Source organism: Neobacillus sp. PVCKKU3, from assembly GCF_058323225.1.
On the sequence record NZ_JBLVQN010000062.1, the window covers coordinates 1 to 16,310 of the forward strand.

Annotated in this window: 15 protein-coding genes and 1 pseudogene; 14 read left to right on the forward strand and 2 right to left on the reverse strand. The window is 39.4% G+C overall.

Features of this window, described 5'->3' with window-relative positions:
• The 4 genes from ACNQGS_RS27255 to ACNQGS_RS27270 all read left to right on the forward strand — a co-directional run.
• On the forward strand, nucleotides 1-1,413 hold a 1,413-nt coding region (locus ACNQGS_RS27255; protein WP_491490120.1), incomplete at its 5' end, for a M28 family peptidase.
• A 208-nt stretch (nucleotides 1,414-1,621) separates the two neighbouring features.
• Nucleotides 1,622-2,122 carry a DUF2975 domain-containing protein gene (locus tag ACNQGS_RS27260; RefSeq protein WP_491490121.1) on the forward strand — a complete coding sequence of 167 codons (501 nt, stop codon included), beginning with the start codon at nucleotides 1,622-1,624 and terminating at the stop codon, nucleotides 2,120-2,122.
• Between the two features lie 129 nt (nucleotides 2,123-2,251).
• Nucleotides 2,252-2,626 carry a nuclear transport factor 2 family protein gene (locus ACNQGS_RS27265; protein ID WP_423798431.1) on the forward strand — a complete coding sequence of 125 codons (375 nt, stop codon included), beginning with the start codon at nucleotides 2,252-2,254 and terminating at the stop codon, nucleotides 2,624-2,626.
• A 167-nt stretch (nucleotides 2,627-2,793) separates the two neighbouring features.
• The gene (locus tag ACNQGS_RS27270; RefSeq protein WP_491490122.1) at nucleotides 2,794-3,051 is read left to right on the forward strand and encodes a DUF7010 family protein; all 258 of its coding nucleotides are present in this window, start codon (nucleotides 2,794-2,796) and stop codon (nucleotides 3,049-3,051) included.
• A gap of 478 nt (nucleotides 3,052-3,529) precedes the next feature.
• Here the strand turns inward: ACNQGS_RS27270 and ACNQGS_RS27275 are convergent.
• Nucleotides 3,530-4,210, reverse strand: a pseudogene (locus tag ACNQGS_RS27275) (aldehyde dehydrogenase family protein); the annotation flags it as partial.
• Nucleotides 4,211-4,458: 248 nt separating this feature from the next.
• On the opposite strand from ACNQGS_RS27275, the gene ACNQGS_RS27280 reads away from it, so the two are divergent.
• The 6 genes from ACNQGS_RS27280 to ACNQGS_RS27305 all read left to right on the forward strand — a co-directional run bounded on the left by ACNQGS_RS27280 (nucleotide 4,459) and on the right by ACNQGS_RS27305 (nucleotide 8,901).
• A complete protein-coding gene (locus ACNQGS_RS27280) occupies nucleotides 4,459-5,226 on the forward strand; it encodes a carboxymuconolactone decarboxylase family protein (RefSeq protein WP_491490123.1) in 768 nt (255 codons plus the stop codon).
• A gap of 24 nt (nucleotides 5,227-5,250) precedes the next feature.
• A complete protein-coding gene (dctP, locus tag ACNQGS_RS27285; RefSeq protein WP_491490124.1) occupies nucleotides 5,251-6,336 on the forward strand; it encodes a TRAP transporter substrate-binding protein DctP in 1,086 nt (361 codons plus the stop codon).
• Between the two features lie 151 nt (nucleotides 6,337-6,487).
• Entirely contained in the window at nucleotides 6,488-7,234 is a 747-nt protein-coding gene (locus tag ACNQGS_RS27290) for an SDR family NAD(P)-dependent oxidoreductase (protein WP_491490125.1), read from the forward strand.
• Nucleotides 7,235-7,289: 55 nt separating this feature from the next.
• Nucleotides 7,290-8,039 carry an SDR family NAD(P)-dependent oxidoreductase gene (locus tag ACNQGS_RS27295; RefSeq protein WP_491490126.1) on the forward strand — a complete coding sequence of 250 codons (750 nt, stop codon included), beginning with the start codon at nucleotides 7,290-7,292 and terminating at the stop codon, nucleotides 8,037-8,039.
• Between the two features lie 264 nt (nucleotides 8,040-8,303).
• Nucleotides 8,304-8,438: a hypothetical protein gene (locus tag ACNQGS_RS27300; protein WP_491490127.1), complete on the forward strand. Its 135-nt coding sequence runs from the start codon at nucleotides 8,304-8,306 to the stop codon at nucleotides 8,436-8,438.
• A gap of 70 nt (nucleotides 8,439-8,508) precedes the next feature.
• Nucleotides 8,509-8,901 carry a VOC family protein gene (locus ACNQGS_RS27305; protein ID WP_491490128.1) on the forward strand — a complete coding sequence of 131 codons (393 nt, stop codon included), beginning with the start codon at nucleotides 8,509-8,511 and terminating at the stop codon, nucleotides 8,899-8,901.
• A gap of 208 nt (nucleotides 8,902-9,109) precedes the next feature.
• On the opposite strand, the gene ACNQGS_RS27310 is transcribed toward ACNQGS_RS27305, so the two are convergent.
• A complete protein-coding gene (locus ACNQGS_RS27310) occupies nucleotides 9,110-9,883 on the reverse strand; it encodes an IclR family transcriptional regulator (RefSeq protein ID WP_491490129.1) in 774 nt (257 codons plus the stop codon).
• Between the two features lie 297 nt (nucleotides 9,884-10,180).
• Here ACNQGS_RS27310 and ACNQGS_RS27315 point away from each other — a divergent pair, with 297 nt between their 5' ends.
• The 4 genes from ACNQGS_RS27315 (at nucleotide 10,181) to ACNQGS_RS27330 (ending at nucleotide 16,290) form a co-directional block, all read left to right on the forward strand.
• Nucleotides 10,181-11,155 (forward strand): Gfo/Idh/MocA family protein, encoded by a 975-nt coding sequence (locus ACNQGS_RS27315; protein ID WP_491490130.1) that lies wholly within the window; start codon nucleotides 10,181-10,183, stop codon nucleotides 11,153-11,155.
• Between the two features lie 245 nt (nucleotides 11,156-11,400).
• Nucleotides 11,401-12,462, forward strand: coding sequence for a Gfo/Idh/MocA family protein (locus ACNQGS_RS27320; protein ID WP_491490131.1), 1,062 nt, complete (start codon nucleotides 11,401-11,403; stop codon nucleotides 12,460-12,462).
• A gap of 440 nt (nucleotides 12,463-12,902) precedes the next feature.
• Nucleotides 12,903-15,026, forward strand: coding sequence for an acetate--CoA ligase family protein (locus ACNQGS_RS27325; RefSeq protein WP_491490132.1), 2,124 nt, complete (start codon nucleotides 12,903-12,905; stop codon nucleotides 15,024-15,026).
• A gap of 31 nt (nucleotides 15,027-15,057) precedes the next feature.
• Nucleotides 15,058-16,290: an acyl-CoA dehydrogenase family protein gene (locus ACNQGS_RS27330; protein ID WP_491490133.1), complete on the forward strand. Its 1,233-nt coding sequence runs from the start codon at nucleotides 15,058-15,060 to the stop codon at nucleotides 16,288-16,290.
• Nucleotides 16,291-16,310 lie beyond the last annotated feature (20 nt).

Sequence of the window (16,310 nt, forward strand, 5' to 3'; positions counted from 1 at the left end):
AGTACGATGAAACGGAAAAAAACGATGGCAGCTTTGTTAACGGCGGGATTAGTTTTGAGTGTCAATGGTGCCTATGCCAAAGGACCGGAGGCAGGTGTCCCAAACGCCAATGCAGCATCCGCATTTGACAACAAGATTATCAAAAAAATCAGTGCTGACAACATGTATAACCACATTGCCTATTTATCAGAAGTTCCTCGCCAGGCAGGGACTCCTGGAGAACTTAGAGGTGTTCAGTACATAGAGAGCCATTTTAAACAATATGGCTATGAGACAGAGGTGCAGCCTTTCCCCATCTATACTGTTGTTAGAAATAACGTCAGCGGCTTATTGGAAATTGGCGGGGAGAATTTGAAGCCCTATGTGTTTTCTGGTTCGTACAGTGGAGAGGTAACAGCAGAATTGGTGGATGTGGGTAAGGCGCTAGCGGGTAAGGTGCCTGACAGCGTAAAAGGGAAAATCGCCCTGATTGAACGAGGCGACATCACCTTCGTCGAAAAGATACAAAATGTTTTTGATAAAGGTGCAGTTGGGGTTGTGATGTACAACAATACCGGTTCCTCGAACGCGTTTGGCCAAGCTACTTATGGTCAAAATATTCCTGCCGTTGCGATTACTAGAGCCCAAGGTTTGGCACTGGTAGAGAAATTGAAAAACGGCACACTAACAGCCCATATTAAAGTCACAGGATCCGGAGTGGAAGAAAAAACGTCCTATAATGTGATCGCCAAAATGAAGCCAAATAAAAACAAAGACACCGGACAAGTTGTCCTGATAGGCGCACACCATGATTCTGTTCAGAACGGACCGGGAGCGAACGATGATGCCTCCGGTGTATCAGCTGTCCTGGAGCTTGCAAGGGTCATGGCCAACGCACCGATTGATACAGAGCTTCGCTTTGTGACATTCGGTTCAGAGGAACTAGGTCTGTTAGGTTCCTACCATTATGCAGGGACATTAAGTACAGATGAAGCTGACCGGATTGTTGCCCACTTCCAAATGGATATGATCGGCAGCAAGGATGCCGGCGGCGACAATAAGGCGAATGGCTTAATCATGTATACCATAGACGGTAAGAAAAACTTAGTTACCGATCTTGCTTCTGCTGCAGGAGCAAGAACGGCATTGGGTGAAGTGGTCCCGTATGGCCAATTGGGGCGAAGTGACCACCAGCCATTCCATGAACTAGGCATACCTGCAGCTTTATTCATTCACTCGCCGCTCGAGCCATGGTATCACACACCTGCTGATACGTTAGACAAAATTGATAAAAACAAACTGCAAGAAACAGCTGAAATTGTCGGTGCTTCCGTCTATCAAATTGCCCGTCCGGACACCCCGGCCCTACAACATTCAAGAGTAGCACCGCAACCGGTCGACTACGACTTTGAAAACCGCCCGCCGGGTGCATAAATCGAATAGAAGAAGTGGTTCTCTCAATGGTGCCTGACATCGCCCGCAGACAAACCTGGTGCTCATCTCTATTGGAAGTTTCACAGCGAGAACCCCGATTAATGTCGGGGTTTTTTGTGGATTTATTAAAATGCACTAATAATTTATTGAAAAACGATAAAATTTCCATTAAAATGAAATCAAAGTTCAATAAGTGAGGTGCTTTTAAATGAATCAAGAGCTGATGGATATTGTTGACCGAGGAAAAATTCTTATGTTAAAAATAGCTGTTTGTATAGTCGGAATAACTGTCCTTGTTTTATGTATATATTGGTTGCCTTGGCAAGCAAATGTATTTGTTGACATGTACGCTGAGTTTATCCATTTGAAATATCCTCTGTTAATCGGGATCTATATGACAGCTATTCCGTTCTTCTTTGCACTTTTTCAAGTGTTAAAGCTGTTAGGCTATATTGACAAAAACAAAGCCTTCTCAGAATTATCGATAACGTCTATTAAATATATAAAATTTTGCGCCATCACAATCAGTGCATGGTATGTGGCAGGTATTGTCACTCTCATCTCACAAAATGCGGGAAATCCAGGGATTTTACTTATCGGCTTGGTCATTTTTTTTGCTTCCATTGTAATCGCAGTTTTTGCAACGGTTCTTCAAAAGCTTTGTAAAAACGCAGTTGATATTAAATCTGAAAATGATTTAATGATCTGAGCTGGAAAACTTTGTTGAATATTATTAAGATAGATGTATCGAGACCCCATTTTATTGAATCTCATGTGATTAACAATAATTACAAAGAGTTAGCCTAAAAGTTACACTTTAAGGAAAGGAAGATTTGCAATGAAGAACTCTTTAAAAGAAAATGCTGTGTCGTTTTTGCAACTGGTTGCGTCGGGGGAAGTGCGCGAAGCATACAGTAGGTACATTAGTCCGGATTTTCGCCATCATAATCCTTTTTTCCGTGGAGATGCTGACTCTCTAATGCTCGCAATGGAAGAGAATGCTGCACAGAATCCTAACAAAAGCCTTGAAGTAAAACGTGTCATTGAAGATGAGAATATGGTTGTAGTTTACTCCCATATAAAACAAAAACCTGATGACCTTGGGGTGGCAGTGGTCCATATATTCCGCTTCCATAACGAATCCATCGTCGAATTGTGGGATGTAGGTCAGCCCATACCGGAGAATTCTCCCAATGAAAATGGCGTATTTTGAGTTAGTATATTGTAGCTATGCAAACGACGGCGTTTCTGCTATTAGCAGGAACGCCATATTGCTATCAGGGGAGGTTAATTATGGTAAAAAATTACCATTTATCTGTCTAATATAACTAGATACAAATAGGATGGGGGAATAGGGGGGAAATAAAGGATTATCAAAAAATGACATTAGAAGAATTGAAAAATGATTTGATTGTTGGGGCGAAGAAAGGGTACCCTTTTTTTATAGTGGGATTCCTGTACTGGCTGGTTATGGGTTTACTACAGTTTTTCATTGATGACCAAAAGACACTTGCACTATGTTATTTACTTGGGACAGGAAGTATTTTTCCAATCGCAATAATGTTAGGAAATGTATTGAAACTTCGTATCGATTTTTGCGTTGGTATAAGAATTCATAGGCGGAGAATTTCCTCTTAATGTATATAAGGGAAGCTTAAGAAGCGGATATAAACGGAGATATTCCGGTTAACTGCTCTAAATAAGACAGAATCTAAAGATTTGGATAATATAAGCGGAAAAACTCCCTTTATTTTTAAGGAAATATGGATATTTCCCAATTTAGCCGGAATTTCTCCGTTTATTTTTCAAACACAGTGAAATCAACATTCTGTTATAACAGAGACTAACCAATATTTTTTGTATATCAAATTGCAAGTAAAAATGTAGTGCATTTTGCTGAGGTACATTGGCTATTGTACCCCACAATTTAATATACAAATTGTATTACAAATTCTCCCAAAATAAATATCAAAATCCCTTTATATCAACAAAAATAGACCTCCAAATTACCATACAATTTGAAGGTCATTTTGGATTACATTTTTAATGTTTACGATAGTTAACGGAACCCGTTATCCAAATGGACGGTCTTTTTTCTGTCGTACTTCAAGCAACCTTAATCCATATTAACAAATACACTTTTCACTTCAGTATAGGCATCAAGCGCATAAGATCCCATTTTACGCCCAATTCCGGACTGCTTGAAACCACCAAATGGCGCGGCTGCTTCTACAGCATTATAACTATTGACCCAGACCGTCCCGGCTTGTAGTTTACTAGCTACATAGTGGGCATTGCGAACATTCTCAGTCCAAACGGCTGCAGCAAGGCCATAAGCAGTGTAATTGGCACGTTTTATTACTTCATCTAAATCATCAAACGGCATAGCAACAAGGACCGGGCCAAAAATTTCTTCCCTTGCAATTGTCATATTGTCCTCTACGGCTGAGAATATCGTCGGCTCAACAAAATACCCGCTATCAAATGGATTTCTTCCACCTGTTAACATTTCAGCCCCCTCTTGCTGCCCTTTTTCAATATAGCTCATCACGCGATTTTGCTGTTTTTCTGTAACAAGTGGTCCCATTTGCGTATTCGAATCTAGCCCCGGTCCCTGTTTGATACTTTTTGAATAAGAGACAAGGTCAGCCACGACATTATCATACGCTTTCTTTTGGACAAACAGACGAGAGCCTGCAGTGCAAACTTGCCCTTGATTAAACATGATCCCCATCAGTGAGCCAGGGATAGCTTTTGTCAAATCTGCATCTGGAAGAATAATTTTCGGTGAATTACCTAAGCGCCTTCCATGTAGCAATAAAGAAACGAAATGTTTCAATATTAAGACATTCAATAATAAAAATTAAACGTTTCCATGGTTAAAAAGGCATTCTTCCATACTTAAAAAAAGAAAAAAAGGGGAAATAGCTAGGTTTTACGAATGTAGGAACATAATTCCTTTCTGTAAAAAGAAATTTGGCACAATAGTTGCATATTTAAAAGTTACAAAGGAATGACCTTGAAAAAACAAAGGAGGATTAAATTTTGGTTAATCAAGAAACAACAAAAACCAATGAGTTAGTGAATGATCTTGAGGCAGCTAACAAAAAGGACTTGGGATATTGGAACCCAACCTTAAGTTATTTAGCGGAAAAAGACCCGGAATTCTTTGAGATTTATAAAAAATTAGTAGCTACTCCCTACAAAAACAACATTCTCGACGCAAAGTCCAGAGAGTTAATTAATGTGGCATTAAGCTCGGCACCTACTAATTTAAGCAAGGATACATTAAGAATTCACATTGAAAACGCCATCAACCAAGGGGCTACGGAACAAGAAATTTTAGAAGTTTTTAAACTTGTCAGTGTACTAGGAATGCATACTTGTGCTGTCGGGGTTCCTATTCTAGTTGAAGAAACAGGCGCATTTGCAAACGTGAAATTGGATGCACATCAGGAGGAGTTAAAAGAAAAGTTTATTCAAAAGATGGGCTACTGGCATTCATTCCGAGACACACTCTTATTAAATGATGAGCCGTTTTTTGAAGGTTATTATCAATTTCTGACAAACCCTTGGGAAAATGACATTCTAAGTCCGAAATTAAAGGAATTTATTTACATTGCCGTTGATATCGCCACTACACATTTATTCGCTGTTGGAACTAGGGTCCATATTCAAAGTGCTTTAAGACAAGGGGCGACATTTGAAGAAATTATGGAGGTTTTAAAAATAACAAGTGCTCAAGGTGTTGATACTTTTTATGCGGGAATTCCAATTTTAAGATCGGTGCTAGCTGAAAAGGGGAATAAATAAAACTATTTTATAGGGGGAAAGCATATGAAAAAAAGAAATTTGATCATCTCCATTATGTTAATGACAATGCTTGTTTTAGCTGCATGCGGCCAGGCAAAAGAATCGTCAACATCATCCAAGGACTCCACAAAAGCAAGTAAAGATGTAATAGAAATAAACTACAATGACCTTGCACCACCTACTCACCCTTATACGAAACAAGTTGCAGAACCTTGGGCAAAATTTGTTGAAGAAGAAACAAATGGAAGGGTTAAAGTTCATGTTTTTCCAAGCTCAGCATTAGGAAAACCTGATACTGGTTATGATGATATAAGCGGTGACGTGTTTGATGTGGGGCTATTATATGCAAGTTCTGACAAGAACGATATCTTGTTCCCTTTATCAATTGGAGACTTACCTTTTGCCATTCCTAACTCTGAAGTCGCGGTAAAAGTAATGAATAAGTTCCAAGCAAAATTTATGAAAGATACATTCAAAGATGTTGTCTGGCTCGGTGCTTCTTCTACAGATACAGCACAGCTATATACTTCAGATCCTATCAATACCGTTAAAGATATAAAGAATCGAAAAATAGTTAATAGTCTATATTCTAGAAATGAATTAATCAAAATGTGGGGAGCTGCTCCTGTATCAATTGATAATTCACAGTTATATGAATCTGTTGAAAAAGGTATGGCGGATGATATTATATACAATACAACGGGAGCGATTGGGTTTAATTTAAATGAAGTTGCTCCATACATGACAAGGATCGATTTAGGGGTTTCTTCCAATGGATTATTTCTAAATGCAAACGTATTCAATAAGATGCCAAAAGATCTTCAAAAACTATTTGTGGAAAAATTAGGGCCAAAACATCAAGAACTGATGTCAGAACTTTATATGAGCTCCATGCAAAATTCTATTAAAGAATTTGAAAAACGAGTACAAGAAAAGGGAGGAAAAGTGATTACGCCAAGTTCTGACGAATTAAATAAATTTAAAGCCCCAGCTAAAAAGTTGTGGGATAACTGGGTAGCTGAAGCAAATAAAAAGGGCTATCCTGGTGATGAAATGATGAAGTATTTTAAACAGCTGCTTAAGGATGAGGGAGTAGAAATCCCATTTTAATAAAATAGAATAGAATCTATTATGTAAAAAAGTATTTTCTTTCAAGACTAGGAATGTTTTCTTCCTAGTCTCCTCTTTTATTTATTATCTAACCAATTTTTATATTAATACTTAAAAAATGATTTTTATAGATAGAAAGGATGATTGAAGCATGTCATTAAAAAGATTAGAAAATAAGATTGCTATGATTACTGGAGCCGGTAATGGAATTGGTAGAGGAACAGCCATTTTATTCGCTCAACACGGGGCAAGGGTTGTGATAACGGATATTGATGAGGCAGGGCTTCACGAAACATTACAAATCATCCATGAGAATGGAGGAGAGGCAATCTCTTTAAAACTTGATGTTTCCGAAGAAGAGGAGTGGAAGGAAGTTATTTCGATAGTAGAGGAACAATTGGGCGGATTAGATATTCTGATGAATAATGCCGGTATCGGGGGAAGGGTTGGCTTAGCGGAAACCTCTTTGGAAAGATTTGAAAAGGTCCAATCGATAAACTCAACTGGTGTTTTCTTGGGAATGAAATATGGATCAAATTTGATGAAAAAGACTGGCAGCGGTTCCATTATTAATACATCATCCATGTACGGAATAGTTGGCAGCCCTAGTAGTATAGCCTATCATGCTTCAAAAGGGGCTGTAAGACTCATGACCAAATCCGCAGCACTTGAGCTGGCAAAAGACTTGATCCGAGTGAATTCGATTCATCCTGGCGTAATTGAAACAAACATGTCCGGAGCGAAAAACGGTGAACATTTCTTAAAAGATAAAACACCTTGGCCTCATTTAGGAGAACCAATCGATATCGCCTATGGCGCCCTTTATTTAGCATCCGATGAATCCCGATTTGTAACAGGTACAGAGCTAGTGATAGATGGCGGTTTTACAGCCCAATAGTTTATCAATAAAACAGTCTATTAATAATAGTTAAGATAAGAAAGGGATCGGTACCATGAATGCTAAAAGATTAGAAAATAAAGTCGCTATTATTACCGGAGCTGCGAATGGTATTGGCAGAGAGGAAGCCATATTATTTGCTAAAAACGGTGCAAAGGTAGTTGTAACCGATATTAACGAAGAAGCACTTCAAGAGACTGTCCAAGCCATCAGAACGCAGGGTGGAGAAGCAATTGGCATCAGGCATGATGTCTCAGTTGAAGAGGATTGGCAAGAAGTCATCTTGAAAACGGAAGCAGAATTTGGCCAATTGGATATTCTTATAAACAATGCAGCGATTTTGAGCAGAAATGGATTGGCAGAAACGACAGTGGATGAATTTTTAATGATACAATCCATTAACTCGGCAGGCACTTTTTTAGGCATGAAATATGGGGCAGAGTTAATCAAGAAAACAGCGGGTAAGGGTTCAATCATCAATACTTCATCTGGATCAGGCTTGGTTGGAACTCCAGGGAGTACAGCCTACCATGCATCAAAGGGTGCCGTCAGGTTAATGACAAAATCTGCTGCGTTGGAACTAGCAAAGGACTTTATTCGGGTGAATTCCATTCATCCGGGAGTCATTGAAACAGCTATGTCGGGCGGCAAAAACGGCAATCACTTTTTGAGTGAAAAAATCCCTATGAAGTGTTTAGGGAAACCGATTGATATTGCCTATGGTGCTCTTTATTTAGCTTCTGATGAGTCCCGATTTGTAACTGGTTCTGAGTTAATCATAGATGGCGGGTATACTGCCCAATAAAGATAGTTGCTAAGGCACTTGTGCTTGTACCCTAGTGTCTACTTATTAACATGAGGATGTGGCGGTTTCTGCTACTTTAATTCAATAAGGTTCTTTATGAGGCAACGGACAATATTAAATGATAATACAAAAGTAAGTAAAGGGATACAACTACAATATGAATGGTAGCTGTATCCCTTTGCATGTTTAAAACTGTACCTAAAAGGTTGATAAATTGTAGTTTGATTTATCCCCCTATTTATATTTATTGAAGGTCATGCTGCAATGCCAGCTCAAGCTGAAACGATTATTGCTGAAGGATTAGAAAAAGTAAAAGAAGTTGCAAAGAAATTATCACCAGTTGCAAATTTCTTAAAATCTCAGCAAATAGGAGTTATCATAGTAGGAGGGTGGCCTTAATGGCAAGCCAATTTAATTAAAAATTTTAAAGACACAAAGTAAAATTTGAAAAAATAAGGTGTGATAGATGATGATTAAAGGGATTAATCACAAAGCATTTCATGTAGTAAATATGGAACGTTCATTGGATTTTTATTGCAATAAGCTGGGTTTTAAGAAAGCGTTTGAATTGAATCAACCAAATGGTGAACCGTGGATTGTATATGTAAAGGTGGCAGAGGGGTGTTTCATTGAATTGTTTTATGGGGGTGTCGAGGGTGTTAGAGACAGAGCGGAACATATATGTTTTGAGGTGGATGACATTAACGAAACGGCGGACCAATTAAAGAAAAAGGGAGTACAATTAGCAGAAGAAATTTCTCAAGGAATGGCTTTGAACTACCAATTCTGGGTAATAGATCCTGATGGAAATTGGCTGGAGTTTATGGAAATGCACCCAGAATCACTACATATGAGATCCTAACAAAGGAAAGAGCTTACCTATCCTTATTTAGCCCCAGGCGTCATCCTTTTAAGTGAATGCCGCCTGATTTTTAATTACATACAACCGTTATAAATGAAGAATTTTCACCATAAATAAAGAGATGTAAGAGGACGCTTGTTCCCCAGTAATCCCACACCCCCGTTTTAATACGAAATGTTCGTTTTCCCTTCTCGCACGATGTTCATTCTCATTGTTTTATATTAAAGTGTTGGTTAATTGTTTGACATGTACTGAGGAGGGCAGCCGCCAATTTCTCTTCATTGCCATAAAAACGAATAGATGGGAGAGGGATCGATATAGAGCATAAATCTCCCATGCGGTCAAAAATAGTTGCGCCCACTGCACAAATGCCACGAATGTGTTCTTCTCTGGCAAAAGCAACACCCTCTTGACGGATAACTTTTAACTCCTTTAACAGTTCATCCCGGCTCGTAATTGTATGATCATTGTACTTTTGCAAGTGCTCCGGTAACATTTTTTCAACCTCAGCAATAGGCAAGGAGGCCAGTATTGCCTTTCCGTTCGCCGTACAATGTAATGGAAAAGATACACCGGGTTGTGAAGTCGCTTGCAATGGATGCGGAGCGACAATTTGATCTACAAAAAACACCTTCCCATTATTTAATACTGATAGATCTACCGTTTCATTGATTTGAGATGATAGTTGTATTAAAAATGGCCTGATTTCTTCTTTTAAATCATTATGGACCGCGGAAGCAAGCATCGCGATCTCGGGTCCAAGACAGAAACCGCCGTGAAGAGAGGCGGCTGCAACATATCTTTCCTCCTCAAGGGCGGTTACGATTCTTTGAACCGTTGACCGAGCAAGGCCCACTTCTTTGGCAATTTGGGAAAGGCTTAACCCTTTTGGATGATCTTTAAGAGCCCTCAGTATTTTAGCCGCGCGAGAGATGACTTGTACACTAGATGGTTTCGTTTGCTCCTGTTTATCGTTGTTCAAAAGTATAAACTCCTTTCAGAATCAATCCATTCTATTATAACGAAAATTCGTAATCCATCAGTAAAAAAAGGTAAAAAGTAGTCTAAGGTAAAGTCATTCCTTGGATTCGATACTTTTTATTGACATGTGCTTTAAAAATTTCCTATACTAAACATATCCACTTAACGGTACAAGTGTACCATAATGTGGTCATATTTTAAAAATGTTATTAAAAAAATTAATCAAGGATCGTTTCCGTTTGCAACAGTGACACCTGCAAAAAATTAAAGTTTATAACAAAAGAAGGAGAATACTGCCATGAAATTTGAAAAAGTTCGTTGGGGAATTATTGGATGCGGTGATGTGACGGAAGTGAAGAGTGGACCGGCATTTCAGAATATAAAAAATTCAGAGTTGGTGGCCGTTATGCGGAGAACGGGCGAACTAGCGAAAGATTATGCGGAAAGACACAATGTGCCAAAATGGTACGATGATGCCGAAGCACTTATTAATGATCCAGATGTCGATGCAGTCTATATTGCTACACCACCGAGTTCACATAAAGAATATACCATTAAAGTGGCAAAGGCAGGTAAACCTGTTTATGTAGAAAAGCCAATGGCGCTTAATTTTTCTGAATGCAATGAAATGATTGCTGCTTGCAAGAAGGCTGGCGTTCCTTTATATGTATCATACTACCGCAGGGCGCTGCCTCGATTTGTTAAAATAAAAGAGTTATTGGAAAATAAGGCGATTGGTGACGTTCGTTTCGTATCAATAACTCAGTATCAAAAAGCTTCGGAAGACGTGTTGGATTCACAAAATTCCCCATGGAGAGTTCAACCCGAAATTTCCGGAGGGGGGCTGTTTTTTGATTTAGCCAGTCATACCCTTGATCTATTAGATTTTCTACTTGGGCCTATAAAGGATGTGCAAGGTTTTGCTTCAAATCAAGCAGGCAATTATCGTGCAGAAGATATTTATACAGGTACCTATCGATTTGAATCTGGAATTCACGGCATAGGAATTTGGTGTTTTTCTGCTTTTGAAGATGTGGATGTGAATGAAATCGTCGGCAGTAAAGGAAAAATTACCTTTTCCACTTTTGGAAATGAGCCGATTATTTTGACAACGGCTAGTGGGACAGAGCAATGGAGTTTTGAAATGCCGCAGCACGTTCATCAACCTCTTATAGAAACGATTGTGGCTGAATTAACAGAAGTTAGCGGCCAGTGTCTAAGTACTGGAGTGACCGGTGCTAGAACAAACTGGGTCATGGGTGAAATAAGATAGCTGAGAACAAATACATCTTATTTTTTACTAAGCGACCGATCCTGAGGATTAGCGTTTTTTATTTCTGCAAACGGTTAAACAATGCTAAAAAAGGACTAAATTGTAACTATTTTTTTATAATACCACAATTAACTATAATTGATAAATGTGTACCGCATTGCGGTTGATTATTACGATTATATAAATGTTAATAAATATGATTACAGAAAGTAATTGGTAAGTTAGTCTGAAGGAGAGCGGTTGAAATGAAACAGGAATTCGGGTTTGCTATTGTCGGATCAGGGCTAATTAGTACCACGCATTATGAGCAAATTTCAGCAATTGAAGGGGCAAAGGTGGTTGCTGTCTACTCCCGTAAGGAGGAAAATGCAAAATCACTTGCAGAAAAGGCCAGTGCAGATTGGTATACAGATTATCAAGAAATGCTTAGGAGAAAAGATATTGATATTGTATCGATTATTACACCAAGCGGCACTCATGCTGACATGGCGATAGAGGCTGCACGGGCAGGAAAGCATGTAATCGTTGAAAAACCAATGGATATTTCCCTTGAGAAGGCACAGCAAATGATCAATGTATGCCGTGAGCATCATGTTAAATTAAGTGTTATTTCTCAACATCGCTTTGATTCATCAACTGTGAAGATTAAAACGGATATTGATTCAGGACGATTCGGAAAAATGGTGCTAGGGCAAGCGGCTGTGAATTGGTATCGTCCTCAAAGCTACTATGATAATAGTAAGTGGCGGGGAACCTGGGAAATGAATGGGGGCGGAGTATTAATTAATCAGGCCATTCATACGATTGATTTATTTCAGTACTTCATGGGAGAGGTGGAAAGTGTCTATGCACATACAGCTATATTAGCTCATGAAGGAATTGAAGTGGAGGATGTGGCCGTTGCCACGTTAAAATTTAAACATGGCGGGTTAGGAACCATTGTTGGAACTACAGCTGCATATCCTGGTCTATCAGCCCGCTTGGAGATTATTGGAACAAATGGTACAGCAGTGATTGAAAATGATCAATTAATTAAGCATTATCTGCGTAATCCAAATAATGAAGCGGAAGTCCTCAACTTAGCTGCCGTCCAAAATAATAATGGAAGAGATCCAAATTATGCTTCTGTTGACCCTGCAGCCCTTGATGGTGCTTCCCATCGTTTACAGTTTATGGATATGGTAAATGCCATTCAAGAAGATAGAGAACCGCTTGTGAATGGTGAAGAAGGAATAAAACCACTAAAAATTATTTTAGCTATTTATCAATCCGCACGGACAGGTCAACCTGTAGATGTTAAATATTGATAACTAATATAGGTAAAAAGAAAGGAGCTTGGATTAGCTCCTTTCTCTATATCTTTTAGTGCTTTATATCCGTTTTTTTCGCTATTTCTTCAATTTATTTTGCAATATTACAATTCCCCTCGTATATTAGGCAAGAAAAAAATACTATTTTTTTATGAAGTAAATAGTGCCTGATTTCTCCTTTTAAGACGGAGGAATTAGGCTTTTTTTATTGTTTTCCATAACCTTATCTAAATTAATTCCAATCGCCATAATCAGTGTTAGTTTTGGAACTCTTATGTTTCAAAGATGAAACATCAAATGAATAGTCTTAAAAAAATCTTACCATTTTGTGGGGAATATGCAGAATTTGCTGGGTTTTATTAAGAAATTTAAGGTTGGCACGATTTTTGCAAGTATATAAGCAAAGACCTTAATTGTAAATAGAGAGGAGTAATGGAATGGCTTCACTAAACAGTTTAGAGGCTCTTTTTAAACCCAAGAGTATCGCGATTATCGGGGCAAGTCCTGACAGCAAGAAATTGGGTGGGAGACCTTTAAATTATTTACAAAGAAATGGCTATAGAGGCCAAATTTTTCCTATAAATCCAAATTATAACGAAGTATCTGGTTTGAAGTGCTATTCCAGCCTTCTAGATATAGGAGAAGAAATCGATTTAGCGATCATTTCACTGCCTAGCAAATTGGTAGTCAACGTATTAAAACAATGTGCAGAAAAAGGGGTTAAGGCAGCAGTCATCTTTAGCTCCGGCTTTTCCGAAATAGGTGAAGCGGGAAGAAAACTTCAGGAAGAAATGACGGCGATTTCCAAGAAGAGCGGTATGAGGATACTAGGACCCAATACACTTGGAATGTTTAACCTTAAGTCTGGGGTATTCGCTACCTTTTCTACCATCTTGGAAAAGCAAACGCCCCTCAAAGGCAATATAGGTTTTGTCAGCCAAAGCGGGGCATTTGGTTCCCACGTTTTTACGCTGGCACGGCAAAATTTTATCGGTTTTAGCCATTTTGTTGCAACTGGAAATGAAAGCGATATCGATGTGGCGGATTGTATTGAATTCCTTGCGGAAGATCCAGATACAGATGTAATAGCTTGCTATATGGAAGGCATTAAAGATGGAAATAAGTTGATCAATGCCTTTAAATTGGCAGCGGAAAAGAAAAAGCCAGTCATTGCCTTTAAAGTTGGAAAAACGAATGCAGGTCAGCGGGCGGCCCTCTCCCATACAGGTTCCTTAGCTGGATCAGATCAAGTGTTTAATGCCATTGCCAAACAATATGGAGTATACCGTGCCGAAACGATTGAAGAATTTATCGATGCAGCCTACGCTTGCTCCATGCTTCCGCTCCCAAAAGGAGATAAAACGGCTGTTTTTACAGTCTCGGGGGGAGTTGGCATTCTGTTAGCTGACCAATTGACGGAAGCATCGTTAACTGTACCGGAGCCTTCCATTGAAGTGCAGCAGCAGCTTAGTGATCTTCTGCCGATTGCCGGTGTGAAAAATCCGATTGATACAACCGCACAATTAAATACTAGGCAAGACTTATTGCAAGATTTTATGGAAATTGTTCTTTCAAGTGGAGAGTACGACTCTGCGATCGTTTTCCTAGCCTTTAGCGGACTGTATCCGGAACACGCACAAAACCACATCCGATCCGTTTCTAACATTGCCAAAAAGTATAAAGAAACTCCGATTATCACTGTTTCGCTTAATTCGGAGGATTCGAAAAAATCGTTTATGGAAAACCGGTTAGCCGTCATCGAGGATCCTTCCCGGGCGGTAAATGCCATGAAGGCTCTTAAATATTTCAGCCAATTCTATAAGGAAGAATCCGAGACTGCTAGAATTGACGGAATGAATGGACTGTCATTTGACAATCTTCCTACCGTGCTGACAGAGCATAAAAGTAAAGAAATACTTAAACAAATTGGAATTCCAATCACGAGAGAACAACTTGCTGCAACTCTCGCGGAAGCAAAAATAATGGCAAGAGAAATAGGGTATCCTGTTGCCCTTAAAGGGATGTCCCCGCAAATCTTGCATAAGAGTGACAAAGGGCTCGTCCAATTAAACATAACGAACGAAGAAGAACTCGAAGAGAAATTTACATTTATAAAGCAGCAGATAAGTCAAGTTGAATATGCAGTTTTCGAAGGTATTTTAGTCCAGGAAATGCTGTCAAAGGATTCTGTGGAGATGTTCATCGGAGCAAATCAGGACCCTGTTTTCGGGCAAATGATTCTCGTCGGTTTAGGCGGAATTCATATCGAAGTGTACAAAGATGCAGTCATGCGAAAGGCCCCTATTTCCGAGGAAACCGCGGAAGAAATGCTGGATGAACTTCGCAGCAAAGCCTTATTAAAAGGGTTTCGCGGGTCCGCACCTCGAGATCTGAAAGCATTGAGCCGAGTAGTAGCAAAGTTCAGCCAATTCATCTCCACCCATGATGTGATTGAGGAAATCGATCTAAATCCAATCATGGTACATGCTGAAGGGGAGGGCGTAACCGTTGCGGATGCCCTGATCACTTTGAAGAAGAAAGCACTTTCAAATATTCAATAACAATAGATTAAAAATTTAGGAGTGAAAGAACATGGATTTTACAATTCCAGAAGAAACACAAGAAATTATTAAAGGGTTAAAACAATTTATTGAAAAGGTCGTATTACCGCTAGAAAAGGAAAATCATGAGCTTTTATACAATGAACGGAACTACTACACGGAAGATGGACGCCACCACCCGAAAGTGGAGGAATTACGGAAGATTGTTCGGATGGAATCGGCCAAAGCGGGCTATTATACGATGTTTGGTGCAGAAGAGCTTGGCGGAGAACAACTCGGGCCAATGACAGCATTGCTCGTCCAAGAGGCAATTAATATTTCGTATCCATTCAATAAGTTGGTTGATCCAATCGTCATCCCGTCACCATTTACCAACGGTTTATCACCAATTCTAACCGGCTTAGAGGAGGAATTGAAAGAACGATATTTAGACGGAATCCGGTCTGGGGAAAAAACTCTTTGCTTTGGTTTAACGGAACCGGATGCAGGATCAGATGTATGGAGCATTAAAACGAATGCCGTAAAAGAAGGAAATGAATGGGTCATCAACGGCAGCAAACAATGGATTACAAATGCTGCCCACGCTGATTATTGCATGCTGTTCGCCGTGACAAATCCGGACTTGAAAGCGAAAAGAAAAGGCGGCATTACCTGCTTCTTCGTTGAAACAGGATCAGAAGGGTTCTCAGTAGATTCAGTAATTCCGGTCATGGGCGAGCTGGGAGGTGAGGCATGTATTATTAGCATCGATAATCTCCGAGTGCCAGATGAAAACGTCATTGGGGAAGTGGACTTTGGCTTCTCCATCGCCATAAATGGAATTAACACTGGAAGACTTGGTATGAGTGGAAAATGTATCGGTTCAGCACAATGGGCTTTAAAGAAGGCAGTTGAGTATGCAGAAATTCGCAAAACCTTTGGAAAGCCAATTAAAGAACATCAAATGATTCAAGCCATGCTGGCGGAATCTGCCATGGATATTTATGCAGCCAGAAATATGGCCCTTAACTGTGCCTGGAAGATTGAAAATAGTAAAAAACAACCTCGTAAGGAAATTTCAATGGTAAAGGCTTTTTGTACGGAAATGATGGGACGCGTGTATGATCGGGCCATGCAAATCCATGGTGGGGTAGGGATTTCCAATGAACTTGGATTAGAGCAGGGATACCGCCTGGCAAGGATTGTAAGAATTCCGGATGGCACCTCAGAAATCCACCGCCGTACCATTGCAAAAAGTCTCTTAAGTGGAGATTTATCATTCTAATAGTTACTTGGAAAACTAGC

Excerpts from the sequence above, each read along its gene's own strand:
- ACNQGS_RS27260 (WP_491490121.1), top strand. The coding sequence starts at position 1,622 with ATGAATCAAGAGCTGATGGATATTGTTGACCGAGGAAAAATTCTTATG.
- ACNQGS_RS27265 (WP_423798431.1), top strand. The coding sequence starts at position 2,252 with ATGAAGAACTCTTTAAAAGAAAATGCTGTGTCGTTTTTGCAACTGGTT.
- ACNQGS_RS27270 (WP_491490122.1), top strand. The coding sequence starts at position 2,794 with ATGACATTAGAAGAATTGAAAAATGATTTGATTGTTGGGGCGAAGAAA.
- dctP (WP_491490124.1), top strand. The coding sequence starts at position 5,251 with ATGAAAAAAAGAAATTTGATCATCTCCATTATGTTAATGACAATGCTT.
- ACNQGS_RS27290 (WP_491490125.1), top strand. The coding sequence starts at position 6,488 with ATGTCATTAAAAAGATTAGAAAATAAGATTGCTATGATTACTGGAGCC.
- ACNQGS_RS27295 (WP_491490126.1), top strand. The coding sequence starts at position 7,290 with ATGAATGCTAAAAGATTAGAAAATAAAGTCGCTATTATTACCGGAGCT.
- ACNQGS_RS27300 (WP_491490127.1), top strand. The coding sequence starts at position 8,304 with ATGCCAGCTCAAGCTGAAACGATTATTGCTGAAGGATTAGAAAAAGTA.
- ACNQGS_RS27305 (WP_491490128.1), top strand. The coding sequence starts at position 8,509 with ATGATTAAAGGGATTAATCACAAAGCATTTCATGTAGTAAATATGGAA.
- ACNQGS_RS27315 (WP_491490130.1), top strand. The coding sequence starts at position 10,181 with ATGAAATTTGAAAAAGTTCGTTGGGGAATTATTGGATGCGGTGATGTG.
- ACNQGS_RS27320 (WP_491490131.1), top strand. The coding sequence starts at position 11,401 with ATGAAACAGGAATTCGGGTTTGCTATTGTCGGATCAGGGCTAATTAGT.
- ACNQGS_RS27325 (WP_491490132.1), top strand. The coding sequence starts at position 12,903 with ATGGCTTCACTAAACAGTTTAGAGGCTCTTTTTAAACCCAAGAGTATC.
- ACNQGS_RS27330 (WP_491490133.1), top strand. The coding sequence starts at position 15,058 with ATGGATTTTACAATTCCAGAAGAAACACAAGAAATTATTAAAGGGTTA.